The sequence below is a fragment of the Azorhizobium doebereinerae UFLA1-100 genome (assembly GCF_000473085.1).
Lineage (GTDB): Bacteria > Pseudomonadota > Alphaproteobacteria > Rhizobiales > Xanthobacteraceae > Azorhizobium > Azorhizobium doebereinerae.
Map to the genome: position 1 here is coordinate 86,085 of NZ_AXBA01000004.1, position 24,284 is coordinate 110,368.

24 protein-coding genes are annotated in these 24,284 nt (G+C 69.4%); 19 read left to right on the top strand and 5 right to left on the bottom strand.

Annotated features, from left to right (window positions below):
• Positions 1–3 precede the first annotated feature (3 nt).
• Positions 4–993, bottom strand: a complete 990-nt coding sequence (locus tag YU1_RS0105565; RefSeq protein WP_029003221.1) for an aldo/keto reductase — start codon at positions 991–993, stop codon at positions 4–6.
• A 387-nt stretch (positions 994–1,380) separates the two neighbouring features.
• Here YU1_RS0105565 and YU1_RS0105570 point away from each other — a divergent pair, with 387 nt between their 5' ends.
• On the top strand, positions 1,381–2,583 hold the full coding sequence (locus YU1_RS0105570) for a (R)-mandelonitrile lyase (RefSeq protein ID WP_029003222.1): 1,203 nt from the start codon (positions 1,381–1,383) through the stop codon (positions 2,581–2,583).
• On the opposite strand, the gene YU1_RS28130 is transcribed toward YU1_RS0105570, so the two are convergent.
• Positions 2,565–3,542 carry a LysR family transcriptional regulator gene (locus YU1_RS28130; RefSeq protein ID WP_051356531.1) on the bottom strand — a complete coding sequence of 326 codons (978 nt, stop codon included), beginning with the start codon at positions 3,540–3,542 and terminating at the stop codon, positions 2,565–2,567. The genes YU1_RS0105570 and YU1_RS28130 overlap by 19 nt on opposite strands.
• Before the next feature lie 106 nt (positions 3,543–3,648).
• On the opposite strand from YU1_RS28130, the gene YU1_RS0105580 reads away from it, so the two are divergent.
• From YU1_RS0105580 to YU1_RS28140, 4 genes are all read left to right on the top strand, one after another.
• Positions 3,649–4,281 (top strand): pyridoxamine 5'-phosphate oxidase family protein, encoded by a 633-nt coding sequence (locus tag YU1_RS0105580; RefSeq protein ID WP_029003223.1) that lies wholly within the window; start codon positions 3,649–3,651, stop codon positions 4,279–4,281.
• Between the two features lie 131 nt (positions 4,282–4,412).
• Positions 4,413–4,889 (top strand): transcription elongation factor GreA, encoded by a 477-nt coding sequence (gene greA / locus YU1_RS0105585; protein ID WP_029003224.1) that lies wholly within the window; start codon positions 4,413–4,415, stop codon positions 4,887–4,889.
• A gap of 87 nt (positions 4,890–4,976) precedes the next feature.
• On the top strand, positions 4,977–6,092 hold the full coding sequence (locus YU1_RS28135; protein WP_029003225.1) for a L,D-transpeptidase family protein: 1,116 nt from the start codon (positions 4,977–4,979) through the stop codon (positions 6,090–6,092).
• A gap of 41 nt (positions 6,093–6,133) precedes the next feature.
• Positions 6,134–6,970, top strand: a complete 837-nt coding sequence (locus YU1_RS28140; protein ID WP_210163754.1) for an extensin-like domain-containing protein — start codon at positions 6,134–6,136, stop codon at positions 6,968–6,970.
• Positions 6,971–6,980: 10 nt separating this feature from the next.
• Here YU1_RS28140 and YU1_RS0105600 read toward each other — a convergent pair whose 3' ends face one another.
• Complete coding sequence (locus YU1_RS0105600) at positions 6,981–7,871, bottom strand: transglutaminase family protein (RefSeq protein WP_425339134.1); 891 nt, start codon at positions 7,869–7,871, stop codon at positions 6,981–6,983.
• 295 nt (positions 7,872–8,166) lie between these two features.
• Here YU1_RS0105600 and YU1_RS0105605 point away from each other — a divergent pair, with 295 nt between their 5' ends.
• The 14 genes from YU1_RS0105605 (at position 8,167) to YU1_RS28175 (ending at position 19,800) form a co-directional block, all read left to right on the top strand.
• On the top strand, positions 8,167–8,379 hold the full coding sequence (locus YU1_RS0105605; protein ID WP_029003227.1) for a cold-shock protein: 213 nt from the start codon (positions 8,167–8,169) through the stop codon (positions 8,377–8,379).
• A 117-nt stretch (positions 8,380–8,496) separates the two neighbouring features.
• Positions 8,497–8,634: a hypothetical protein gene (locus tag YU1_RS34210; protein WP_210163756.1), complete on the top strand. Its 138-nt coding sequence runs from the start codon at positions 8,497–8,499 to the stop codon at positions 8,632–8,634.
• Positions 8,635–8,770: 136 nt separating this feature from the next.
• The gene (locus tag YU1_RS0105615; RefSeq protein WP_029003228.1) at positions 8,771–9,085 is read left to right on the top strand and encodes a hypothetical protein; all 315 of its coding nucleotides are present in this window, start codon (positions 8,771–8,773) and stop codon (positions 9,083–9,085) included.
• A 394-nt stretch (positions 9,086–9,479) separates the two neighbouring features.
• A complete protein-coding gene (locus YU1_RS28145; RefSeq protein ID WP_051356534.1) occupies positions 9,480–10,178 on the top strand; it encodes an HAD-IB family phosphatase in 699 nt (232 codons plus the stop codon).
• Positions 10,171–11,589 carry an aspartate aminotransferase family protein gene (locus YU1_RS0105625; RefSeq protein WP_198018847.1) on the top strand — a complete coding sequence of 473 codons (1,419 nt, stop codon included), beginning with the start codon at positions 10,171–10,173 and terminating at the stop codon, positions 11,587–11,589. The genes YU1_RS28145 and YU1_RS0105625 overlap by 8 nt, the downstream gene beginning before the upstream one ends.
• A gap of 5 nt (positions 11,590–11,594) precedes the next feature.
• Positions 11,595–12,518 carry an arginase family protein gene (locus tag YU1_RS28150; protein ID WP_051356535.1) on the top strand — a complete coding sequence of 308 codons (924 nt, stop codon included), beginning with the start codon at positions 11,595–11,597 and terminating at the stop codon, positions 12,516–12,518.
• Positions 12,515–12,883, top strand: a complete 369-nt coding sequence (locus YU1_RS0105635; RefSeq protein ID WP_029003230.1) for an EamA family transporter — start codon at positions 12,515–12,517, stop codon at positions 12,881–12,883. The genes YU1_RS28150 and YU1_RS0105635 overlap by 4 nt, the downstream gene beginning before the upstream one ends.
• 9 nt (positions 12,884–12,892) lie before the next feature.
• Positions 12,893–13,759 (top strand): alpha/beta hydrolase, encoded by an 867-nt coding sequence (locus tag YU1_RS28155; protein WP_035714012.1) that lies wholly within the window; start codon positions 12,893–12,895, stop codon positions 13,757–13,759.
• Complete coding sequence (locus YU1_RS28160; RefSeq protein WP_051356536.1) at positions 13,749–14,978, top strand: GNAT family N-acetyltransferase; 1,230 nt, start codon at positions 13,749–13,751, stop codon at positions 14,976–14,978. Before YU1_RS28155 ends, YU1_RS28160 begins: the two co-directional genes overlap by 11 nt.
• Positions 14,975–15,388 (top strand): EamA family transporter, encoded by a 414-nt coding sequence (locus YU1_RS28165; RefSeq protein ID WP_035714015.1) that lies wholly within the window; start codon positions 14,975–14,977, stop codon positions 15,386–15,388. Before YU1_RS28160 ends, YU1_RS28165 begins: the two co-directional genes overlap by 4 nt.
• Positions 15,388–15,870, top strand: coding sequence for a DUF2147 domain-containing protein (locus tag YU1_RS28170; RefSeq protein ID WP_084539685.1), 483 nt, complete (start codon positions 15,388–15,390; stop codon positions 15,868–15,870). Before YU1_RS28165 ends, YU1_RS28170 begins: the two co-directional genes overlap by 1 nt.
• A gap of 10 nt (positions 15,871–15,880) precedes the next feature.
• Positions 15,881–17,632, top strand: coding sequence for a sensor histidine kinase (locus YU1_RS0105660; protein WP_029003231.1), 1,752 nt, complete (start codon positions 15,881–15,883; stop codon positions 17,630–17,632).
• 1 nt (position 17,633) lies between these two features.
• Positions 17,634–19,016, top strand: coding sequence for a sigma-54-dependent transcriptional regulator (locus YU1_RS0105665; protein ID WP_029003232.1), 1,383 nt, complete (start codon positions 17,634–17,636; stop codon positions 19,014–19,016).
• Positions 18,994–19,800 (top strand): MipA/OmpV family protein, encoded by an 807-nt coding sequence (locus YU1_RS28175; RefSeq protein WP_051356538.1) that lies wholly within the window; start codon positions 18,994–18,996, stop codon positions 19,798–19,800. The genes YU1_RS0105665 and YU1_RS28175 overlap by 23 nt, the downstream gene beginning before the upstream one ends.
• 10 nt (positions 19,801–19,810) lie before the next feature.
• Here the strand turns inward: YU1_RS28175 and YU1_RS0105675 are convergent, their stop codons facing one another.
• The gene (locus tag YU1_RS0105675) at positions 19,811–22,939 is read right to left on the bottom strand and encodes a multicopper oxidase family protein (RefSeq protein WP_156921975.1); all 3,129 of its coding nucleotides are present in this window, start codon (positions 22,937–22,939) and stop codon (positions 19,811–19,813) included.
• Between the two features lie 233 nt (positions 22,940–23,172).
• Positions 23,173–24,120, bottom strand: a complete 948-nt coding sequence (gene cbbX / locus YU1_RS0105680; RefSeq protein ID WP_156921976.1) for a CbbX protein — start codon at positions 24,118–24,120, stop codon at positions 23,173–23,175.
• Positions 24,121–24,284 lie beyond the last annotated feature (164 nt).

Sequence of the window (24,284 nt, forward strand, 5' to 3'; positions counted from 1 at the left end):
TGATCAGCGGCCGGTGGTGGCCATGAGATGGGCGGGATAGCGTTCGCCCTCCACATGGATGGCGGCCGCCGCCTGCGCGATCTCGGCGAGATCGCCTGCGGTCAGCACAACGTCCGCCGCGCCAAGATTTTCCTTTAGGCGGTGCAGCTTGGTGGTGCCGGGGATCGGCGCGATCCAGGGCTTCTGGGCCAGCAGCCAGGCCAGGGCGATCTGCGCCGGGGTAGCGCTCTTGGCGGCGCCGATGCGCTTGAGCAGGTCCACCAGCGCCTGGTTCTTCTCCAGCGCCTCCGGCGTGAAGCGCGGCAGGATCTTGCGGAAGTCGGTGTCGCCGATCTTGGTGTCCTTCGTCATCGCGCCGGTCAGGAAGCCTTTGCCCAGCGGGCTGTAGGGCACGAAGCCGATGCCGAGTTCCTCGCAGACCGCGAGGATGCCGTTGGTTTCGGGGCCGCGCGTCCAGAGCGAATATTCATTCTGGAGCGCCGAGACGGGCTGCACCGCATGGGCGCGGCGCACGGTCTGCGCCCCAGGCTCGGACAATCCGAAATGCTTCACCTTGCCTGCGGCGATCAGGTCCTTGACGGCCCCCGCGACGTCTTCGATCGGCACGTTGGGGTCGACACGATGCTGGTAGAACAGGTCGATGACCTCGACGCCCAGCCGTTTCAGCGAGGCCTCGCATACGGCGCGGATATGCTCGGGACGGCTGTTGGTGCCCGCCATCTTGCCATCGACCACGTCGAAGCCGAATTTCGTGGCGATCACCACCTTGTCGCGCACCGGCGCCAGCGCCGCGCCGACGATCTCCTCATTGGTGAAGGGACCATAGATCTCGGCCGTATCGAAGAAGGTGACGCCCAGGTCCACCGCCGCGCGGATGAGCTCGATACTGTCGTTCTTGCTGAGCGCGTGATCATAGCTGAAATTCAGGCCCATGCAGCCGAAGCCGATGGCGGAGACCTCAAGGCCAGACTTTCCCAATACACGCTTTTTCATCGTCCGCTCTCCAATGCTTCGGCAGCTCCCGGCTGTCGTGTCTGGGAAGATAGGTCGGTCGGGCTCGATCGATTAGACGCAATAAACAGCATGCGGCTATATCTGAAGTTCATGAATGCGCCGCCACCTGATCTCCGCTCGCGCCCGGTTGGTGGAGGGCCGAGTGCCGCACCCGCCTGCGCCATTCATGAACGCGCGACATAGGCCTATGCGGAGCTGGCGCTCTAATCGTGGCGCACGGTCGCCGTTAAGTTTGCCGGGTCGGGACGCACGAGCGTCGCGGCGCCCGCGTTGCCTCCACGCTGGAGTGGGGCAGGCGCGTACGGACATGAAGTGGCCGTGCGGGTGACAAGCCATGGGTTCCGGCACGGACGAGGAGATGAGATCTTGAAGAAAATCGCAGCCGGAATCGCCATCTCCGCCCTTGCCGCCAGCGGGCTTGAGGCGGAAGAGACGCTGCAGAAGCGGATCGCTCCGCCGGCCGTCTACGAGGTCGCGCCGGGCCTCGGCCACTTCACCGATGACGTGCTGTTCGGCGAGGTCTGGCTGCGCAAGGAACTGGCGCCGCGCGACCGGAGCCTGATCACCGTGGCCGCGCTCATCTCCACCGGCAAGACCGGGCAGATTCCCGGCCATGTCCGGCGGGCCCTGGACAATGGCGTTACGCCCGGCGAGCTCGGTGAGCTGATCACCCAGCTTGCCTTCTACACCGGCTGGCCGAATGCCGTTTCCGCCGTGACCGAGGTGAAGACGGTGTTCGACGAGCGCGGCATCGGCGCCGTCACCGCGAGCGGCGTCGTCCCGCTCACCCTGGAGGCTGCGGCGGAGGCGGCGCGGGCGGCGACGGTAAACACCGCCGTGGCGCCCACCGCTCCGGCCCTCGCCGACCTGACCAATCGGGTGCTGTTCGGCGACCTGTGGCGGCGGCCGGAGCTGTCGCCGCGCGACCGCAGCCTCATCACCATGGCCGCGCTGATCGCCATCGGCCAGCCCGAGCAGCTTCCGTTCCACGCCAACCGCGCCATGGACAACGGCCTGACCCGCACCGAGGCGGCCGAGGTGGCGACCCACCTGGGCTTCTATGCGGGCTGGCCGCGCGCCATGTCGGCGGTGCCTGTGCTCGAACGGGTGTTCGCGGGCCGGGAGGCGGCGCCGGCCGTCGGCGTGGCCATGGCCGCCCCCGACCTGCGGATCATCCGCGCGTCCGCCGATGGTGGGATGGCCGGCCCGGTCGACCGCTTCACCGGCGCGGTGCGGGTCTCCGGCCTCTATCAGGGCGACGCGCCGGCCCGCATCGGCGGCGGCACCGTTGCCTTCTCCGCTGGGGCACGCACCGCATGGCATACGCATCCCCTTGGCCAGACGCTGTTCATCGTCTCCGGGCGCGGCTGGGTGCAGAAGGAAGGCGGGCCGAAGGACGAGGTCGGCCCCGGCGACGTGGTCTGGATCCCGCCCAATGTGCGCCATTGGCACGGCGCGACCGCCGACCAGCCCATGACGCACTTCGCCGTCGCAGAAGCGCGCGATGGCAGCAGCGTGACCTGGATGGAACTCGTCCCCGACGCCGCCTATCACGCGGGCTCGCGCTGAGCGTCCGGCGCGCTGTCGTCCTCGGTCGGGGACGATCCCCGCGGCTGGCCGGGTTCGAACCTGCCGAGCGCCTGCCGCAGCCGCGGCGCCGCGAAATCCAGGAAACGGCGCATCTTGAGCGGCACCTGATTGCGGGCGGCGTGGAGCAGGTGGATGGGGGCGGGCTCCGGCTCGAAGGCTTCGAGAGCGATCCGGAGCGTGCCGGCGTCCACCGCCTCGGCCACCTGGTAGTGCAGCAGCCGCGTGAACCCGACGCCGCGCACGGCGGCCTGTGCGGCCGCCTCGGTCGTCGACACGGACAGGCGCGGTGCGAGCGCGAGGTCGATGGCGGCGGTCGATCCTGCCGGCTGGAATCGCCAGCGGGATAAGGGCAGGGGGAGATCGAGCGCGACGCATGGCAACCCGAGCAGGTCCTCCGGCGTCCGGGGCACGCCGTGCCGGGCCAGCAGGGCCGGGCTGGCGCAGACCACGGTCCGCATCGCTCCCACGCGCGTCGCGACCATGGCGCTGTCCGGCAAGGTCCCGATCCGGACCGCCATGTCCACATGGTCGTCGACGAGATGGACATTGCCGTCCGCCAGCAGCAGGCGGACGCTGATGTCGGCGAACAGCGCCAGGAAGTCGGCGACCACGGGCAGGACGTGCAGCCGCCCGAACATCACCGGCGCGGAGAGGACGAGCTCTCCCTTCGGCGCCGTGAATTCGCCGGCCGCCTCCCGTTCCGCTTCCTCGACCTCATCCAGGATGCGCCGCGCCGCCGCCACATAGCCGAGGCCGGCATCGGTCAGCGTGAGCTTGCGGGTGGTGCGGACCAGCAGCCGCGTGCCCAGCAGGTGCTCCAGCTCGGTGATCTTCCGGCTGAGCGTCGGCACCGGCACCCGCAGGGCACGGCTGGCGGCCGACAGGCTGCCCCTCTCCACCACCTCCAGCAGCATCGACATGGCTTCCAGGCGATCCATCCGGCTTTCCAGAATATGGAGAGATGACTTTCAATCTTACATGATTATGCAGGGCTGCTGAAAAGGTCATCTTCTGCTTCGTTGATCGCGCCGCCGGAGATGTGCCATGTCCTACGGATTCCTCGATATCGCCGTGACGCCCAGCGTTCGCGCCGCGCAGGCGGCGATGGGCGCCGACCACCTCTGGAGCGATTTTGCCGGCCACCGCGCCTTCGATCGCTTTACCGCGCATGAGGCGGCGTTCATCGCCGAGCGCGACAGCTTCTACATGGCGACGATTTCCGAAACCGGCTGGCCCTACGTGCAGCACCGGGGCGGGCCGCGCGGCTTCCTGAGGCAGATCGACGACCGGACCCTGGCGTTCGCGGACTATCGCGGCAACCGCCAGTATATCAGCCTCGGCAATCTGGCGGCGAACGACCGGGCCTGCCTGTTCCTGATGGATTATGCCCATCGGGCGCGGCTCAAGATCTATGCGCGGGTCGAGACGGTGGCGCTCGACGCCGATCCCGAGCTGACGGCGCGGGTCACCGTCCCGGACTACAAGGCCAAGCTCGAACGCATTTTCCGGTTGCGGCTGGAAGCCTTCGATTGGAACTGCCCCCAGCACATCACCCCGCGCTTCACCGAGCCGGAGGTGGCCGAGGCGGTGCATCCGCTGCGCGAGCGCCTCGCGGGGCTGGAGGCGGAAAACGCCGAGCTGCGCCGCCGCCTCGCCGCTGTCTCCGAGCGGCCTTGAGAGGCCCGGCCCCGTCGCGCGGGCGCCGGCGTGGCGGAACGGCGCCGTCCGCACTATCTTGATCGGTCATGCTCCCGTCGCCGCAAGGCGGCGGGCGCACCCGACACCCTGCCGATGGGATTCCGCACGCAATGTCCGTCGCCTTCACGCGCGAGAACGACCTGGAAGCCACAGCCGCCGACTTGCCGGACCGGCCGGTCTCGCCGCATCCCAACCTGGTGACGGCAAGCGGGCTGGCGGCGCTCGACGCCGCGCTGGCGGCGGCGCGGGCAGCCTATGCGGCGGCGCAGACCGGAGACGTGCAGGCGGACCGCACGGCCATGGCGCGGGCCACTCGGGACCTGCGCTACTACAGCGCCCGCCGCGCCACCGCCCAACTGGTCGAAAGCCCGCCCGCGCTGGATATCGTGCAGTTCGGCGCCACGGTGACGCTCGACCGCGCCGACGGCCGCCGCCAGGTGTTCCGCATCGTCGGCGAGGATGAAGCGGACCCGGCCAGGGGCTCGGTGTCCTACGTCTCGCCGCTGGCCCGGGCGCTCATGGGCAAGAGCATCGGGGATGTGGCGATGGTGGCCGGCCACGAGGTCGAGGTGACGGCGATCGCGTGACGAGCGCGACCGGGTCGGCGTCCTTGCCGGAACAAGATGTGGGGTGGGCCGTTCAGCTACAGGTCTTGCCCCTGCATCGGAACGTCCATGGACACCTCGCGTCTTTCTGTCTGGTCTCTGGCGATCTTCCTGGCTCTGGGCGGCCCTGTCCTTGCGCTGACCGCCGAAGCTATCAATACTGCCAGCTTTACGGCTGATGCCGCCAAGAATGCACCGGTACGGGATGGCTTGGCGGCGGGCGACCGGAAGCCCGGCCGGGACGCCGGGCGCCGCGAGGATGCCAAGTCCCACAGGGATGCCAGGTCCCACAGGGATACCAAGTCCCGCAAGGATGCGGGCAAGCCCCAGGCCCTCATCGTGAAGGTGCAGGTGCTGCTCGCCCGGCGCTCCATCTCGCCGGGCGAGATCGACGGCATGGACGGGGAGAATTACCACAAGGCCATCGCCCAGTTCCGGCGGCAGAACAGCCTCGGCGAGGGCGACCAGCTGGACGAGCAGACGTGGACGGCGCTCGGCGGCCCGACGGCGGGTGACATCGTCACTGACTACCAGCTCACGAAGAAAGACACGAGCGCCAGGTTTCCCCGTTCCATCCCCCGCGACTACGCCAAGCAGGCGAAGATGAAGAAGCTCGACTACACGAGCCCGGAGGAGATGTTCGCGGAGCGGTTCCACATGAGCAAGGGGCTGCTCCAGGTCCTCAATCCGGGCCTGAAGACGCGCAAGCCCGGCGACAGGATCCTGGTGGTCTCGATCGCGCACGGAAAGCCGAACGTGAAGGTGGAGCGGGTCGAGGCGGTGAAAGCCACCGGCATGCTGGTGGTCTATGGCGCCAACGACGCGATCCTCGCCAGCTATCCCGCCACCATCGGCAGCGCGGACACGCCCTCGCCGGAAGGCGAGCACACGGTCCGGCGCATCGTGTTCAATCCGCCCTATTATTACGATCCGGAGAAGAACTTCCAGCAGGGCCGCAACAAGAAGAAGCTGGTGCTGCCCTCCGGTCCGAACAATCCCGTGGGCGCCGTCTGGATCGCCTTGTCGAAGGAGACGTTCGGCATCCACGGCACGCCGGAGCCCGCGCAGGTGAGCAAGTCTTCATCGCATGGCTGCGTCCGGCTGACCAACTGGGACGCCATGGAACTGGCAGACATGCTGAAGCCCGGCGTGAAGGTCCGGTTCGTGGAGCAGACCGGATCATGAGGGGTCCGCGGCGGCTGGCCGTGGCGGGCATGGCATGGGCGATGGTCCTGGCCGTTCTTCCGGCGGAGGCGCAGGCGCCGCTCGCCCGGCCCAAGTCGGCCCTGCCGGGGGCAAAGGCCGCCGCGCCCCCCGCGCCGGCGGCCGGGCCCTCCGTCCCGCTGCCGAAGCCGGCGCCGCAGCGCCTCGCCCGGGGCGAACGGTCGCGCGCGGCCGTCCCGCTGCCTCTGCCGCGCCCGGAGGATGTGGGCGGCTCGCCGTCCGTCGCCCCGCAGGACAGTGCCCCGCCGCCGGCGCCCATGGAAGAGGCGGCGTTTGCCGCCTGTCTCAAGGATTTCACCGCACGGGGCGGGGAGGCGATCGCCAAGGCTGATCCGGACGAGCCTGCCAAGGGGGAGGGCGCCTGCGCGATCCCCGGCCCGGTGGCGTTCTCGCGCGTGACCCTCCCGGAAGGCCCGGCCGTCACCCTCGACAGCGCGGTGACCGTGCGATGCACCATGGCGCTGGAATTGGCATCCTGGATCCGCGACGACCTAGCGGCCATCGCCAGACGCCATGGTACGGCGCTGGCACAGCTGAAGGGCGTCGGCGGCCACGCCTGCCGGCCCCGCAACGGGCAGGCCGGGGCGCAGATCAGCGAGCATGCCAGCGGCAACGCGTTCGACCTGCTCGGCATCAAGCTCGCGGACGGGCGGGTGGTGGAGTTCTCGCAGGCCGATGCCGCCACGAAGGACATCCGGGCGGAGGTGCAGAAGAGCGCCTGCGAGCGGTTCCGCACCGTGCTCGGCCCCGGCGCCGACAGCGCCCACGCCAGCCATGTGCATGTGGACATGCGCCAGCGCCGCAACGATTTCCGCATGTGCCAGTGGGACGTGAAATAGGCGTGCGGCGTCACGCCGCCGACGGACGGACCGACACCTCGACCGACATGGCATTGAAGGCGTCGGTCATTCCGACGAAGCCGCCGCTCACCGGCATGACCTGCCGGATGTCCCGCCCCACCGCGACCGGGATGAGGTTGGCGCCGCCGACGCTGCGGTTGGTGGGATCGAAGGTGATCCAGCCCGCGCCGGGCACATAGACCTCGGCCCAGGCATGGGTGCTGCCCGCGCCGGACGACCCCAGGAACGCCTCCGCCGGGTTGTGGAGATAGCCCGACACGATCCGCGCGCCGAACCCCAGCGTCCGCACGGCCTCGGCGAACAGCACGGCCATGTCGCGGCAGGAGCCCCAGCCGCGCTCCAGCGTGCGGGTGGGCGACTGCGTGCCCTCGTCCTCGCGGCCCTGGTAGGAAACCCAGGCCAGGACGCCGGCATTGATGTCCTTCAGCAGAGCCAGCGTGTCCGTCGGCTCGCTGCGGACGAAGGCACGGCTCCATGCGCCTAGCCGCCCCGCGGGATCGGGATGCTGGGGGAGCGCCAGCGCGCCGAGATCGGTCCATTCATCCGCGCTGTAGAGGAAGGGGTAGGAGATGGCGGACGCCGCGATGCTGAAGATGGGCCATGCCGCGGCATCGAGCTCCACCTCGGCCAGGCTTTCGATGACGAGGCTGGTGGTCAGCGTCTGGAAGGCGGCGGTGGCCACCACGTTGCCGGCCACGTCATGGGCCCAGGTCACGATCGCGGGCGGCGCGATGTTCAGCCGCATCGACCGCAGCCTGAGCTCGCGGCTCTCGCGGGGGCGCAGCATGAGGTGATGCGGGTTCAGGCTGACGGCGCCGTTGTAGCGATATGTGGTGCGGTGGCGGATGTTCAGCGTGGTCACGGATCTCCCCTGCGGCATCCACCGACGTGCGCCATCAGGCCCCGGCCGCCCGGAAGCGCCGTGCGCAGCTGCCAGCTTAGGACAAAACGAGGGGATCCCGAATGTTTTTCGGCCTGGGTTGATTTAAAAAATCATCGTTCTTGAAATATTTTCCGTGGAAGCACATATTAATGCTGTCGATAGATGGCCAGATAAGCTGGTTTATGCATATGAAGATATGCGTGCCGTGAAGCTTTTTCGTCCTGATAAATGCGAATTCGACTGCCCGTTATTCGCGGGTAAGCAAGCTTCATGCACATAGAAAGGGTATCCCATGGCCACGGGAACCGTAAAATGGTTCAACGCCCAGAAGGGCTTTGGATTCATCGCGCCGGATGACGGCGGCAGCGATGCCTTCGTCCATATCAGCGCCGTCGAGCGCGCCGGCCTCTCCGATCTGCACGAGGGCCAGAAGCTGGACTTCGAGCTGGTGTCCGACCGGAAGAGCGGCAAGATGTCGGCCGACAATCTCAAGTCGCTGAGCTGATTGCAGCATGCGGGGCGCCGCCGCGCTTTGCGGCGCGCCCCTTGTATATCCGCGCCCTGTGCCGCACTGCTGCCCGCGCGTGTCGCCGGCGGCGCGGCCCCCGACGATGAGCAGGAGATGATGATGGCCAAGGGACAGATACGCGGCAACCGCGAAGCCAAGAAGCCGAAGAAGGCGAAGGAGCCGGCAGCCGCGGCGCCGATCCTCGCCAAGGGCGTGCCGGTTTCGCTGGGCGCACCCAAGAAGAAGGGCTGAGACAGGCTCGGGGCGTGCGGGGCCGGGCACGTCTCGGTTCTGCCGGCCGGTGCCCGCTCGCGGGTCTCCCGGACCACGGCTGGCTGCGGCTGCGTCCGAAACACGCTGCGGCGGCCCCCGAACAAGGAGCAGGACCATGAACTATCTTGGCGGGCTGCGCGGGAGCGGCCTTCTCGTCTGCGGGAACGTGCCGATCGCACGCACCGAATATGATTTCGAGGGCTATCTCTCCAGTGCCGGACAGGTGACGAGCTGCGGGGAGATCTGCCTACCGGCGGCAACCCCGAAGGGGGGCTTCGGCCACGGGCTGGAACTGCGGACAGATGAGGGCCGCCTGCTGCGGCTGCGCTTCTCGGATACAAAGCGGCCGTCGGCCGTTGGCGCGGTGCACGTGGATGTCCTCGGCTTGCTTCCGGCGGCCGCGGACTGGCAGCATCGCTCCGGCGAATAGCCGCAGCCCATCGCGATCCCGCCCGGTGCCGCGGCGGAACGTTCAACGGCACTCTCCCCCGCAAGGCCCGTTCCATCTTCTGTCGCCATGCCTCGCGCGCCCATCCGGGCCGGGAGGCAGTCGCGTGTCGGACGGTTGATGCTCCGCGTCATGTCAGACCGTCATGCGCGGTGACGCCGGCCGCCGGAGGCGGTCCGGCCATGCGCCTTGCGGCAGGTCGATGCGCCTGCGTGGCTCGGCCGCGCCCTCCCTAAGGGCATCCCCGCATTTTGGAGGAGGCTCCAAAACGCGGCTGTGGCAGGCCGGCCACCTACCCATCCAAGGCATTGATTATAAAAGAATTGTCGGCTGGCACGCCTCTTGCGATCCCTGAAGCGCACCTTCGGGGACTGGCATGCGACTGCACTTCGCCTTGGATTTTGACGGCACCATCTGCCCTATCGACACCACCGATTTCCTGCTTGAGACCTTCGCTGATCCGGCGTGGCTGGACATAGAGGCGCGGTGGCAGGCCGGGGAGATCAACTCCCGCGATTGCCTCGCCGGGCAGGTCGCGCTCATCCGGGCGCGGCCGGAGGAGATCGACGCTGCGCTGGCCGGCATCGCGCTTGATCCCGCCTTCGCTGATTTCCTGCAGGCGGCGCGCGCGATCGGCGCCCATGTCTCCGTCGTCTCGGACGGCTTCGACCGCTCCATCCGCACATTGCTCGCCGCCGCCGGGATCGACCTGCCCGTCGCCTGCAACCGGCTGGTCCAGGCCGGAGCGGACCGTTGGCGGGCGGAGTTCGGCGCCGAGGATGCGACCTGCTCCAACGGCACCTGTAAATGCGCGGCCGTCCAGCCCAAGGACGGTCTGGCCCCGCCCAGGGTGATCCTGGTGGGCGACGGGCGCTCCGATTTCTGCCTCGCGCGCCGCGCCGACTTCGTGCTCGCCAAGGGGCGTCTCGCCACCTTCTGCGCCGCCGAGGGCATCGCCCATCGGCCCATCTCCGGCTTTGCCGACGCGCGCGCCTATCTCACCACCCTGCACCCCGCGCAGGGTCTTTCCCCGGCCGGCTCCGCCGGCCTTGTCCTCGAGGACCTTCATGCTTGACCGCAACATGATCACCGGCGCCCCGACCTCGGCCGAGGCCGACCGCGCGCGCCTGCACGCGCTGGAAAACGCTTATTGCTCATACGGCGATACGGTGCATTACACCGAATTCCCGAAGATCTTCGAGCGCTGCGAAGGCTCGTTCATGTATGACGACGAGGACCGCCCGTTCCTCGATCTCCAGATGTGGTATTCCGCGGTCAATTTCGGCTATGCCAATCCGCGGCTCAACGAGGCCATGCGCCGCCAGCTCGACCGCCTGCCGCAGGTCGCCAGCCAGTATCTGCACCGCGAGAAGATCGAGCTTGCCGCCGAGATCGCCATCGGCGCGCAGGAGCGCTTCGGCCGCAAGGGCCGCGTACATTTCAACGTCGGCGGCGCGCAGGCGGTTGAGGATTCGCTCAAGATCGTGCGCAACGCCTGCAACGGCAAGAGCCTGATGTTCGCCTTCGAGGGCGGCTATCACGGCCGCACGCTGGGCGCCTCCGCCATCACCTCGTCCTATCGCTATCGCCGCCGCTACGGGCATTTCGGCGAGCGGGCGCAGTTCATCGAGTTCCCCTACCATTTCCGCGGGCCGCGCGGCATGACCAAGGAGGAATACGGCGTTCACTGCGTGCGCAAGTTCGAGCGCCTGTTCGAGAGCGAATACAACGGCGTGTGGGACCCCAAGGTGCGGCAGAGCGAATATGCCGCCTTCTATGTGGAGCCCATCCAGGGCACCGGCGGCTACGTCATCCCGCCCGCGAATTTCTTCCCCGAGCTGAAGCGCGTGCTCGACAAGCACGGCATCCTGCTGGTGGTGGACGAAATCCAGATGGGCTTCTACCGCACCGGCAAGCTGTGGTCGATCGAGCATTTCGGCGTCCAGCCGGACGTGCTGGTGTTCGGCAAGGCGCTGACCAACGGCCTCAATCCGCTCTCCGGCCTGTGGGCCCGCGAGGAATTGATCAATCCGCAGATCTTCCCGGCCGGCTCCACCCATTCCACCTTCAACGCCAATCCGCTCGGCACCGCCGTGGCGCTCGAAGCCATGAAGATGATGAAGGAGGAGGATTTCGGCGCCAGCGTGATGGACAAGGGCGCCTATTTCCTCGACGGCCTGAAGGAGCTGAAGGCCAAGCACCGCATCGTCGGCGACGTGGACGGGCTCGGCCTGGCCCTGCGCATCGAAATCTGCGAGCCGGGCGACAGCTACACGCCGGCCAAGGCGCTGCTGGACCTCATGGTCGATGAGGCGATGAAGGCCGACCTGGTGCACGGGGGCGAACGCTACGGCCTCGTGCTCGACGTCGGTGGCTACCACAAGAACGTCATCACCCTCGCCCCGGCGCTGACCATCTCCCATGCGGAGATCGACCTCGCCCTGGCGCTGCTCGACCAGCTGTTCACCCAGGTCACGCCGCGGTGAAGGCCATGCGCCCGCATATCCTCGATCTTGATGGCGCGCTGGCCGGCCAGCCCGTCCTCATGGGGGCATGCGCGGCGGCGGGCGGCCACGTCGTCGCCGCCCGCGATCTCGCGCCGCGCCTGCGCCTTCAGGCGCAGCGCGCGGCGCTCGCCACGCTGGGCGGGCGGCTCGCCGCCCCGGCGCCCGGCGACATCTATTTCTACGGCTCGGGCGATTTCCACCATCTCACGCTGCTGCTGGTGGAGCGCCTGGAGCAGCCGGTCAGCATCATCCATTTCGACAACCACCCCGACTGGGTCCGGGTGCCGGCCAGCGTGAACTGCGGCTCCTGGGTGGCCCGCGCCCTGGAACTGCGCCAGGTGCTGCGCGTGGTGACCATCGGGCCGGGCCGGGCCGACATGGCCGCCCCCCAATTGAAGGGCGCCGACATGGCCTCGGTGCGCACCGGTCGGCTGGAGATCCACCCGTTCGCGTCGCAGGCGACGTTCTATGCCGGCCCGGCGTTCGAGACGGCGAGCGCGGAGGGCGACCCCGGCATCGGCCGCTGCGGGCTGCGCTGGCACGGCCTGTCCGATCGCGATTTCATGATCCGCATGGCCGATGTGGCCGACCGGCTGCCCGACGGGCCGCTGTGGATCACCCTCGACAAGGACGTGCTGACGCAACGCGAGGCGGTGACCAACTGGGACCAGGGGCAGCTCACCCTTGAGCAGGTGCTCGACGCCATCGCGCTGTTCGCCGAGCACCGCCCGATCCTGGGGATGGACGTGTGCGGCGACTATTCGCCGGAGGGTGCGCTTGGCCCCTGGCGCACATTCCTCGCCTTCTGCGACCGGGCGCAGCGCCCGGTACCGGAGGCCGCCGGGCACGCCGTCAACCAGGCCGCGAACCTGCGCATCCTCCGGCACATGGGGGACCTGCTGTCATGATGCCGGAACTCGCCGTGCTGATCGCGCTCTCCGTCGTCTGCGACGTCTGCGGCCAGCTCGCGTTCAAGCGCGGAGCCGACCGTCTGCCCGCCCCCGCGCCGGGGCGGCGGCTGGCGTTCGCATGGGCGCTGTTCAGCGAGCGGTGGCTGCTCCTGGGCATCGCCGTCTACGTGGTGGAATTCGTGGTCTGGATCCGGGTGCTGGTGCTGGCGCCGCTCGGCATCGCCTTCCCGCTCGCCAGCCTCAACATCCTCGGCATCACCCTCGCCAGCCATCTCATCCTGGGCGAGCGCATCGGGCGACGCCAGTTTGCCGGCGCGGTCCTGGTCACCGCCGGTATCGTCCTTGTCGCCAGCACCTTGTGAGGAGCCGTCATGGCCATCGTCGATCGTAGTTTTCTGATTGAGAGAGGTCCGGTGGGCGTGCTGCTCATCCATGGGCTGGGCGGCACGCCGATCGAGATGCGCGAGGTCGCCCGCAAGCTCGCCGCCGCCGGGCACACCGTGCTGTGCTGCCAGCTCGAAGGCCATGGCGGTGGTTCGCAGGAGCTCGCCGCCACCGATTTCGAGGCCTGGTACGACAGCGCACTGCGCGCCCTCACGCTGCTGGAGGAGCGGTGCGAGACGGTGCTGGTGGGCGGGCTGTCCATGGGGGCGGTGCTCGCGGCGCTGCTCGCGGCGCGCCAGCCGGAGCGGGTCAAGGGCCTCGTCATGCTGGCCCCGACCCTGCGCTACGACGGCTGGTCGATCCCCTGGTACAGCTTCCTGCTGCGCCTGCTCATCGATACCCCGCTTGGCCGCCGCTATCAGTTCGTGGAGCGCGAGCCCTATGGCGTGAAGGACCAGCGTATCCGCGCCGTCATCGTCCGGGCCCTGCGCCAGGGCGGCGGCGAGGCGGGGCTGCCCGCCACCCCCGCGGCCGCCCTGCGCCAACTCTGGCGCCTCGTGGCGGCGCTGAAGCCGCTGCTGCCCGCGATCCGGCAGCGCACGCTGCTGGTCCATGCGCGCGAGGACGACGTGGCCAGCCTGAAGAACGCCATGCTGCTCCAGCGCCGGCTGGGAGGGCTGGTGGAGAGCCTCGTGCTGGAGGACAGCTACCATCTGGTCACGCTCGACCGGCAGCACCACATCGTCACCGCGCGGGTGGTGGATTTCGTCACCCGCACCGCCGAGGTGGCGCGCGACGCACCCGCCGGCGCCGGCCGCGCATGGACGCCGGGAGAGATCAGCCATGTCGCTTGACGGAGCGGTGGCCGGCTGGCCCGGCGCGATGCCGCTGGCGTCGGTGCCGTCCGCGATGAGCGCGCGCATCGTTCCCAGCCTGTCCGCGATCGCCCGGCGCGACTGGGACCTCGCGCGCTTTCCCGACAGCGAGGGCTGGGACTATCTCGGCGCCTGCGCCGCGGCCCCGCCGGCGGCGTTCCGGCTTTCCGCCGCCGTCGTGGAGGACCGCGAGGGCTTCGCGGCCGGCGCGCCCCTGTTCGCGCTGAAGTACCGGCTGGATACCCCGCTCCAGGGCGGCGCGCTGGGGCGCGTTTGCGACGCGGTGGCCGCCCGCCTGCCGGGCCTGCTCGAATGGCGCATGCTGGGCGTCGGCTCTCCCTTCACCGAACGCTGCCCCGTCGCGCTCAGTCCCCGCCTGCCCGTCGGGCAGCAGGCCCAGGCGATGGATAGCCTGCTTGCGGCCGTCGAGGCCGAGGCGCGCCGCCAGGGGGCCTCGCTCGTCGCCTTCAAGGATCTGGCGCCGCGCGACATGGCGTGGGCCGGGCCGCGCCTGCGGGCCGCCGGCTATGTGGCGGTGGAGAGCCTGCCCCTGGCGGTGCTGGACCTCGCCGGGGCCGACAGCTTCGATGCCTATCTCGCCCGTCTCTCGGCGGCCACCCGCAAGGACGTCCGCCGCAAGCTCAAGCGCGCGGGCAAGGTCACGGTGGACTGGCGCTGCTCCATCGCCGGGCTGGAGACGGAGATCGCCGCGCTCTATGAGGAGACGCGGGCTCAGAGCCATGTGCATTACGGCGATTTCGAAGAGCTGCCGGAGCGCTATTTCGAGCGGATTTCCGAGGCCATGCAAGGGCGGGTCGCCTTTGCCTGCTATCGCGTCGATGGCGTGCTCGCCGCGTTCAACCTGCTGTTCATCGAACCGGAGCGGGTGATCGACAAGTTCCTGGGCATGCGCTACCCGCTGGCGCGGGAGAACGACCTCTATGCGGTGAGCTGGATGGAGAACGTCCGCTTCTGCCAGCGCATCGGGCGCCGCTATCTGCAGACCGGCCAGACCGCCTATGCCTCCAAGCTGCGCTTCGGCAGCGCGCTGGAGCCGCTGACGCTGATGGTCAAGCACCGCAACCCAGTGCTGAACGGGGCCATCCGGCTGGCCGCGCCGCTGCTGTCCTTTCCGCGCTGGGACCCGGACCTGCGCGCCGCCGCCAAGAGAGTAGCCACCGAGAGGGCCGGCGCATGAGTGCCGCGCGCTCCGCCTTCCTGCCGCTGCTGGCGCTGTATCTGGCGGCGGACACGGCCACCCAGCTCGCCTTCAAGGCGGCGGCCACGGCCATCGGCGACCTGCCGCTGGGACCGGCCTTCCTGCTGGCGGCGGCGGGGTCGGCGAGCGCCTGGCTCGCCGCCGCCGCCTATCTCGCCACCTATGCGCTGTGGATTCTCATCCTTCAGCGCAGCGATCTGGCGCAGGCCTTCCCGCTGACGGCCCTGAGCTACGTCACGGTGCCCATGGGCGCCTGGCTGATCTTCGGCGAGCGTATCGGCCTCGTCCCCATGCTCGGCATCGCGCTGATCTTTTGCGGCGTCTGGCTGATCGGCCAGGAGGAAAGCGAACACCAGCCGGCAGCGGCCGCCGAAGGAGCCAAGTTGTGATGCCTCGATTGATCCCTATCCACGCCACGGCCCTGGCCGGCCTTGGCGCTCTCGTCCTGCTGTCGGCGCCGGTCTCCGCCGCGGCGCCCGACATCCGGGGCTTGTGGATAACGGACGACGGCGAGGCGGCGATCGAGCTTGCCGCCTGCGGCAACGCCCTGTGCGGCACCATCGGCTGGCTCAAGAGCCCGCTGGACGGGAGCGAGCCCGCGCGGGATGATAACAATCCGGACGCGGCCCTGCGGCCCCGGCTCTTGTGCGGCCTGCCGGTGGTGGGCGAGCTGCGGGCGCGGGACGGCGCGTTCGGCGGCGGCTGGATCTACGACCCGGACACGGGCCGGCGTTATCAGGTGTCGATCCGCACGCACGGCCCGGAGGAGCTGGAAGTGACGGGATTCCTGGGTGTCGAGGCCCTCGGCCAGACGGTGCGGTGGCGCCGGGCGCCGGCCGGGCAGCCGCGCTGCGATCCGCGCGGCGGCTGAGGACACACAGGTGTCGCAGGCTCCTCCCTTCCGCTGGTGGGCGCGTCTCGCGTTGCGTCCGAAGCTCGCGCTTGCCTTCCTGGCGGTGAGCGTGCCGCCGGTGCTCATCGCCAGCTTCATCGCCGCCCAGTCCATCTCGGCGGCGTTCGAGCATAATGTGGCCCAGTGGATCGGTGAGATCGCCATGTTCATGGCCAATGAGGCGGTCGAGGCGCAGGAGGAGGCGCAGCATGCCACGTCCATCGTCGCCGCCGCCATCGCCGGCGCCAAGCTCGATCCCAATGGCGAGGTCGGCCCCATCGAGACCTTCGCCGACCTTCTCACCTCGGTCGGCTACGATTATATGCGGCTCTACGATGCGGACGGGCGGATCCTGTTCTCCATCGGCGACCTGGAGCTGACCCAGCCGCTGCCGCGAGAGGCCATGTCCTCGATCTTCTTCGGCCAGGACCATGACGAGCCGGTGATGATGGTGGGTGCCGTGCAGGAGCTGCGCATCGCCGGTGCCGACAGCTTCCTGTTCGTCGGCAACCTGCTCGACGAGAAATTCTTCAACGCGCCCGAGACCATCCGCTCCCTGGACGTGCACCTGCTCGAAGTCTCCGCCGACGGGCGCGTGGTTCGGGACCTGACGCGCGGGCGGGGCGGGGCCTTCACCGTTCCGCCTACGGTGCTGGCGCACCTGCTGGACGGCGCGGAGACGGCGGACCAGAACGGCCTGAGGGTCAAGTCGGCGGTGGCCTATGCGGCGCTGCGCGACAATCGCCACCGCCTCGTCGGCATCGTGGTCTGCCGCCTCAACGGGACGTCGGCGACCTTCGAGCGCCTCGGCACGTGGTGGCTGTTCCTGGCGCTGGCCGGGGTCGCCGGCCTGCTGTCGCTGCTGGCCGGCATCGGCCTCTCGCAGCGCCTGAGCGAGCCCTTGCGGCAACTGATGCTGGGACTGCGCTCGGTGGCGGCCGGCGACTACCACATGCGCATCCCCGAAGTCGGCGGGCGCGAGATGGAGGAACTGGCGGTCGGCTTCAACGCCATGACCGCGCAGCTCGAAGCGCTGCGCACGCTGGAGGCCGAGATGCGGCACCGGGCGCAGTTGGCGACGCTGGGCGAGGCCGCGGCCGTCATCGCCCATGAGATCCGCAACCCGCTCGGCATCATCAAGACCTCCACCGAGCTGGTGCGCCGCAAGTCCGCGCTCGCGCCCGGCAATGACCGGCTGATGGTGTTCGTGCTGGAGGAGGTGAACCGCATCGAGCGGCTGGTGGCGGAACTGCTGGACTATGTCCACCCCGCCCATTGCCAGCGCCGGCCCATCGACCTCGTCGGTGAGGTGGCCCAGCCGGCGCTCGATTTTACCGCTCCCGAGCTGAAGCGGCGCGGCATCACCTATGCGCTGCTGGCCCCGGCGGCGCCGGCGATGGTGATGGGCGATCCCGACCGCCTGCATCAATCGCTGCTCAACCTGATCCTGAACGCGGCGGATGCGGTGGGCGAGGGCGGACACATCATCCTGCGGGTCACCCTGTCGGGCGGCATGGTGTCGCTGGAGGTCGAGGACAATGGCCCCGGCGTGCCGCCGGACATGGTCGCGCGCATGTTCGATCCCTTCGTCACCTCCAAGGCGAACGGAACCGGCCTTGGTTTAGCCAAGGTGCAGGTGACGTTGGAGGCCCATGACGGAAGTATCGAATATCGGCGTGCGCCGGAGGGGGGCGCGATCTTCCGCATCCGGCTTCCGCTTGTCCGGGACAAGGAGGGCTGAGATGGCACCGGCCGTTCTGGTGGTGGACGATGAGGCGCGGCTCGGCGAAGTGCTGGCGGCGGCGCTGGCGGAGCGCGACTTCGAGGCCGTGGCGGTGTGCAGCGCCGCCGCCGCGCTGGCCTATTGCGACGCCAATCCCGTCGATGCCGTGCTGACCGACCTGCGCATGCCCGACAAGAGCGGGCGCGACCTGCTGCTGGCGCTCAAAAAGGACCGGCCGGACCTGCCGGTCATCGTCATGACCGCCTATGCCACGGTGCGCGGCGCGGTCGATTTGGTGAAGGACGGCGCCTTCGATTACGTCGCCAAGCCCTTCGAACTGGACGACGTGGTGGCGACCCTGGAGCGGGCGCTGAAGATCCGCGCCGTGGTCAGCGAGAATGCCCGCCTGCGGACGGAGCTTGAGGGCCGCTACGCCTTCGACACCCTGATCGGCCGCAGCCCGCCGTTCCAGGACGTGCTCCGCCAGGCGGGAGAGGTGGCGCAGAGCAAGGCCACCGTGCTGCTGCAAGGCGAGAGCGGAACCGGCAAGGAACTGGTGGCCCGCGCCATCCACTACAACAGCCCGCGCCGCGACCTGCCGTTCATCGCCGTGAATTGCGCGGCCATCCCCGAGACACTGATCGAGAGCGAGCTGTTCGGCCATGTGAAGGGGGCCTTCACCGGCGCCACCGGCAGCCGCGACGGCCGCTTCACCGCCGCCAACCGGGGCACGCTGTTCCTCGACGAGATCGCCGACATGCCGCTGCCGGTGCAGGCCAAGGTGCTGCGTGCCATCCAGGAGCAGACGTTCGAGCCGGTGGGCAGCAGCAAGTCGGTGAAGGTGGACGTGCGGATCATCGCCGCCACCCACAAGGATCTCCAGAAGGAGATGGCGTCAGGCGCCTTCCGCATGGATCTCTACTACCGGCTGGCGGTCTTCCCCATCACGCTGCCGCCGCTGCGCGAGAGGGGCGAGGATATTCCCCTGCTCGCCGGCCATTTCCTCAGGAAGGCGGCCGAGGACATGGGCAAGCGCATCGAGGGGCTGAGCCCGGCCGCCGCCGCGGCGATGACGGCCTATGCCTGGCCCGGCAACATCCGCGAATTGCAGAACTGCATGGAGCGCGCCGCCATCGTGGCGCGCGGCAGCGCCATCGAATTGAAAGACCTCATGCTGTTCGGCCCCGACGGCCCGCCGGTGGCGGAGGCCAGGGCGCTGCCGGCCGATCTCGACGAGGAGCTGGCCCGCATCGAGCGGGACTTTGTTTTGGAAGCGCTGAAGGAGGCCGGCGGGGTGCAGGCCCGTGCCGCCGAGCGGCTCGGCATCACCGAGCGCAGCCTTTGGCATCGGATCAAGAAATTTGCCATCAAGGTGTCCCGTGTCGCAGAAGCGCAGGAATAATCCCCATCGCCACCGGGCGCCCGCCCTGGCGCTCGCCGCCGCGTGCGGGCTCGCCGCGGCGCCCGCCGCGGCGGAGGATACGGGCTGGATCCTGAGCCTCGGGCTCCAGACCTCGGTCGCCCCCAGCTTCCCGGGGTCGCGCAACTCCGACCCGACGCTGATGCCGACCTTCGACATCCGCCGCGCCGACGAGCCGGCCACATTCGGCGCGCCGGACGACGATCTCTCCATCACCCTGCTCACGCTGGGCGGCATCTCCGTCGGGCCACTGGCGGCGATCCGCGCCTCGCGGCCCAACTGGGTGCTGCCGGGCCTGCCGGGCTACAGCAGCACGCTGGAGGTGGGCGGGTTCGCGGAATTCTGGCCGCTGGACAAGGCCATCCGGGCGCGGGCCGAGCTGCGGCACGGGGTGAATGGCGGCGACGGCTTCACCGGCACGCTGGGGCTCGACTGGGTGACCGCCAGCGGGCCGTTCACCTTCGGCATCGGGCCGCGGCTCCAGTTCGCCGACGCCACGTCCATGCAGACCGCCTTCGGCGTCTCGGCCTTCACCAGCGCCATGAACCCGGCGCTCCAGCCCTACACGCCGGGCGGCGGGGCGAGCTCCGCCGGCCTCGCCGGCTCGGTCGCCTACGACACCGGGCACGACTGGACCACCACCTTCTTCGCCGGCTACGACCGGCTGGTGGGCGCGGCGGCGGCGAGCCCGATCACCAAGCGGCTCGACGGCGCCAACCAGTTCACCATCGGCATCGGCCTCGAACGGCAGATCGCCTTGCCCTGAGGCGGCCGCCTCAATCGCCGCCGAGGGCGATCGCGCCGGCCTGCTCCAGCGTGCGCTCGCCACGCAGCCGGGGCACGAGCGCCTTTGCCGCCGCATCCGGCCGCTCCAGGCTGAAGCGCCGGACCGATGCCGGGCCGGCACCCTGGCCCGCCGGCGCCGCGCCGACCAGCAGGTCGGCGCCCTCGGTCGTGCTGGTGGTGGCGACGCTCAGCCCGCGCGCGCCCTCGCCGAACGGGCGGAACGTGGCCATCTCAGTGAAGCTGGCGTGGGGATGGGCGGTGGCGCTGTGCAGATACATGGACGGGCCGCCGTCGAGCGCCGAGCCGGCGGAGAACACCTTCACCTCGCTGCCGTCACGCTGGGCCACCACGATGCGCTCGGCGCCGCCGAGCACCCCGGCGAGCCAGCCGGTGGCCAGCGACACGCCGCCCCGATAGTCCGCGCCGAACGGCATGAAGGACGTGGTGGTCACCGGCTGCGCGGCGGCGGCATGGGCGTGCTGGTGCGCGGCCGGCGCGCCGGCCAGCGGGGTGAGCAGCGGAAAGACGAAGACCTTCACCGTGGTCGGCGTGCCGGGACCCGGCGCCGTCACGATGCTGTGCCGGCCGGTGGTGAAATCGACGAAGCCGGAGCTGACCACCACGCCGGAGCGGTCGTTCTCATAGGGGCTGAAGCTGGAGAACAGGCGCGGCGCGGTGCCGGGCGCCGGCAGCCGGGATTCGAACACCCGCACCTCGCTGGCGCTGCCCGGCCCGGAGCCGGCGATGATGTTGTCGCCGGTGGTGAGGCCGTCGATGGGCGCGACCGCGACGCTCACGCCGCCCCGCATGGCGGCATCGAACGGGGCGAAGCGCGCCAGCTCCCGGGTGAAAGCGGCGGCGCCGCTCTTCGCCGCGCCCGAGAACACGGCGATCTCCGGCGCGCGGCCGGCGCCGGTGCCGACGACGAGGTCATAGACGCCGTCGTCATCCACATCGCCCATGGCGACGCTCAGCGTGCCCTCGTATCCCGCAAAGGGCGTGACGAGGGCGAGCAGCCGGTCGCCATCCATCACCCGCACCACCGCCGGGCGGCCCGGCGCGCCGGGCACGGCCACCGCATAGGACGATACGGCGGGGATGACGTTCACCAGCGCCATGAGGCCGTTGTCCTCATGGTTGAGACGGTGGCAATGCATGACGAACAGGCCCGCATAGTCCTCGAACCGCGTGCGGATGGTCAGCGTGCCGGGCTGGATCACCGTCTCGCCGGGGCCGAGGTTGGGCGCCGGCACATTGGCATTGTCGATGCCCTGCATGACCGGCCCGGATTTCAGGCCGGTGGTCGGGTCTGACATGGCCATGACCTGGAAGTCGTTCACGTGCACGTGGATGGGGTGCTCGTCATTGTTCTCGTTGCGGAACACCCAGTCCTCGACCGAGTTCAGCCGCGGCTGGATCAGCGGCACGTTCGGGAAGGCGCCGCTGTCGAAGGCGTAGATGAAGGCCTTCGGATCGTCCGTGCTGGCGAGGTCGTTGAGGAAGCCGCCGTTGATGAGGATGTGCCGCGTCAGGTCCGGCGTCGCTTTGGAGAGGTCTTCGAAGGCGGTGAAGGCGCCGAGCGGCTGGCCCTCGGTGAAGCGCGTGGCCTCGCCCTTGCCGCCGTCCGCCACCGCCCGGGCGAGAAGCTGGGTGGGGAACAGGAAGAAGCCGTCGTAATAGCTCACCGCCGACGGCAGCACGCTGAGGGTGCCCAGCGCCGCCGGCGGGTTTTCGGTGCCGTTGGCGGTGTAGAGGATGCCGGGCGCATTCTCCGTGCGGGCGCCGCCGCCCCGCTCCGGCATCTCCAGCACGAGGTCGCCCTGCTCAGGCATGGTCACGGCGATGGCGAAGCGCGAGGCGGGCGGGATGTTGAGCCGGGTGCCGCCGTCCTCGGCGGGGATGCGCACGGCGGGGCTGGGATTGCCGTCCTGGCCGACGATGGCGATCTGCGGGTGGCGGCCGGTCGCCGTCTCGGTGAGGCGGACGCTGATGTAGGCCATGTCGCTCATGTTCGCGAGCACCCAGATCTCGGTCTGGCCGGGCTTGCTCTTGATGACCGGCTGGAACTGGCCGTTCACGGTGAACTGGACGTCGCGCAGGTGGTCGGGCAGCGCGGGGTCGGCGGGCACGTCGCCCTGCGGGCCGGCGGCGGCGGTGAAGGTCTGGAGCGTGCTCGGGATGAACTGGAAGCGCCCGCGCATGTTGTTGATCGACAGCGCGCCGGCATACCAGACGGTGGCGAAGCGTGTGGCCTTGGCGGCGCGGGTGAAGTTCACCGGGGCGAGGATGGGGCGGTAGGTGCCGTTCGCCAGCGCGCCGTCCTCCGGCGGGGCGAGGGTGCTCACGAACTGCGGCCAGTTGGCATTGTTGAACTGCGGCGCCGGCCCCTGGCGGTCGAAGACGAAATTGTATTGCAGCACCATGTTGCGGACAGGGATGGACTTCTGCGTGACCACCGGCAGGTTGCCGTCCGTCCGGCCGATGGCGAGCAGGCCGGCGAGGCCGTAATAGACATGGGCGGCGGTCAGCGTGTGCAGGTGCGGGTGATACCAATAGGCGCCCTGCGGCATGTTGGTGGGGATGTCGTAGACATAGGTGTTCGCCGTGCCCACCGGCATGTGGATCAGCACGTTGTCCGCATTGGCCTTGGGGCTGACATGCAGGCCGTGGGTGTGCAGGTTGAGCGGCGAGGCGGCCATCATCGGCGGATAGACCGGCACCTTGCCGTCCGCGGACGTGTATTGCGGGTCGAAGAAGTCGCGGATGTCGAGCCCGGACAGGGCATTCTCCATGTGGACGATCAGCCGCTCACCGGGCAGGACCCTCAGCGTCGGGGCAGGATAGGTGCCCGGCGAGGTGGTTTTGCCGTCCGAGGCCCTGCCGCGATCGAGCCGGTAGCCGAACAGCAGCGCGTTCTTCACCGGGACGGCGGCGGTGTCGAGGGCGACCTCGCCCTGGTGCGCCGTCAGCGTGACTTCCAGCACGCCATTCTCGCTCGACAGCGTCACCGGCTCGCGGAACGGCTGGGGCGTGAAGCCGCCCGCCTGGCCAACGGCCTGCCCGATGCCGAACGGCACGATCATGGCGGCGGCCACGAGTGCGCGAGCGGCCGTCAACATGGCGTGCCTCATATCGTCCCCCAAATATTTCGCCAGCCGGCGGCGGCCCATGCGCGCGGCGCGATCCGCACCACTTCGCGAAAGCGCCGTATCGCGAAATAATGGCTGCGACTATAGGTGACCAGCGAAATATTGCGCGCCGGATGTGCTTCGACTGTTTTTCGCGCCGGTCCGGGGGAGGGAATGGCGCGTTTTACCGTTCAAACGGCGATGCCATTTGAACGGAACCTGCTCTAGGGTCTGGCGGCCTGGGCGAAGACGCGGCTCGCCAGCACGTCCTCGGCCTCGATGGTCATCAGCATGTCCGCGCTCACCGGCCCGCTGCCGGCCACCAGCCGGTTGGCCTGGCGCAGGCGCGCGCGGTCGAGCGCGTTGCGGATGGAGCGGGCATTGGCGAAATGCGGCTGGGTCATGCGCACGCCCACATAGCGCACGAAGGCCTCCCGCGCGTCCGGGCTGAACCTGTAGCTCTGGCCGTCCAGCAGGATCTCGGCGATGGCGAGCAACTCGCCCTCCCGATAGTCCGGGAAGTCGATGTGGTGGGCGATGCGCGAGCGGAAGCCGGGGTTGGAGGCGAAGAAGCGCTCCATGCGCTCGCCGTAGCCGGCCATGATCACCACCAGGTCCTCGCGCTGGTTCTCCATCACCTGGAGCAGGATCTCGATGGCCTCCTGCCCGTAGTCGCGCTCGTTTTCCGGGCGGTAGAGATAATAGGCCTCGTCGATGAACAGCACGCCGCCCATGGCCTTCTTCAGCACCTCCTTCGTCTTGGGCGCGGTGTGGCCGATATATTGGCCGACCAGATCGTCGCGGGTGACGCAGATCACCTGGCCCCGCCGCACGAAGCCGAGGCGGTGCAGGATGTCGGCCATGCGCATGGCCACCGTGGTCTTGCCGGTGCCGGGATTGCCGGTGAAGGACATGTGCAGCGTCGGCGGCGGGCTGAGGAGGCCCAACTTGCGCCGCGCGCGCTCCACCAGCAGCAGGGCGGCGATCTCGCGGATGCGCGTCTTCACCGGCGCGAGGCCGACCAGTTCCCCGTCGAGCGCCGCGAGCACCGCCTCGACGCCGAGCTCGGCCAGCTCCGCCTTGAGATCGATGGTGGCGCCGTCCTCGTCGGGCGGCGCGCCGCTTGCCGGGGGCAGGGCGGTGGTCGGGGTCGCGGTCAGGGTCGCGGTCATGGGGGCACCTCGCGGGTCGAGGACGGAATGCGTCCGGCGCCGTGGCGCCGGACGCGAGGTGGGCCGGAGCGGGCGGGCTCCGGCCGGGGAAGAGGGACGGCCGGGGGGCCGCGCCGCCCTCTCCAGGCCAAAGGCTGGCGGAAGGTCGCGGGCGGAAGGGAGCG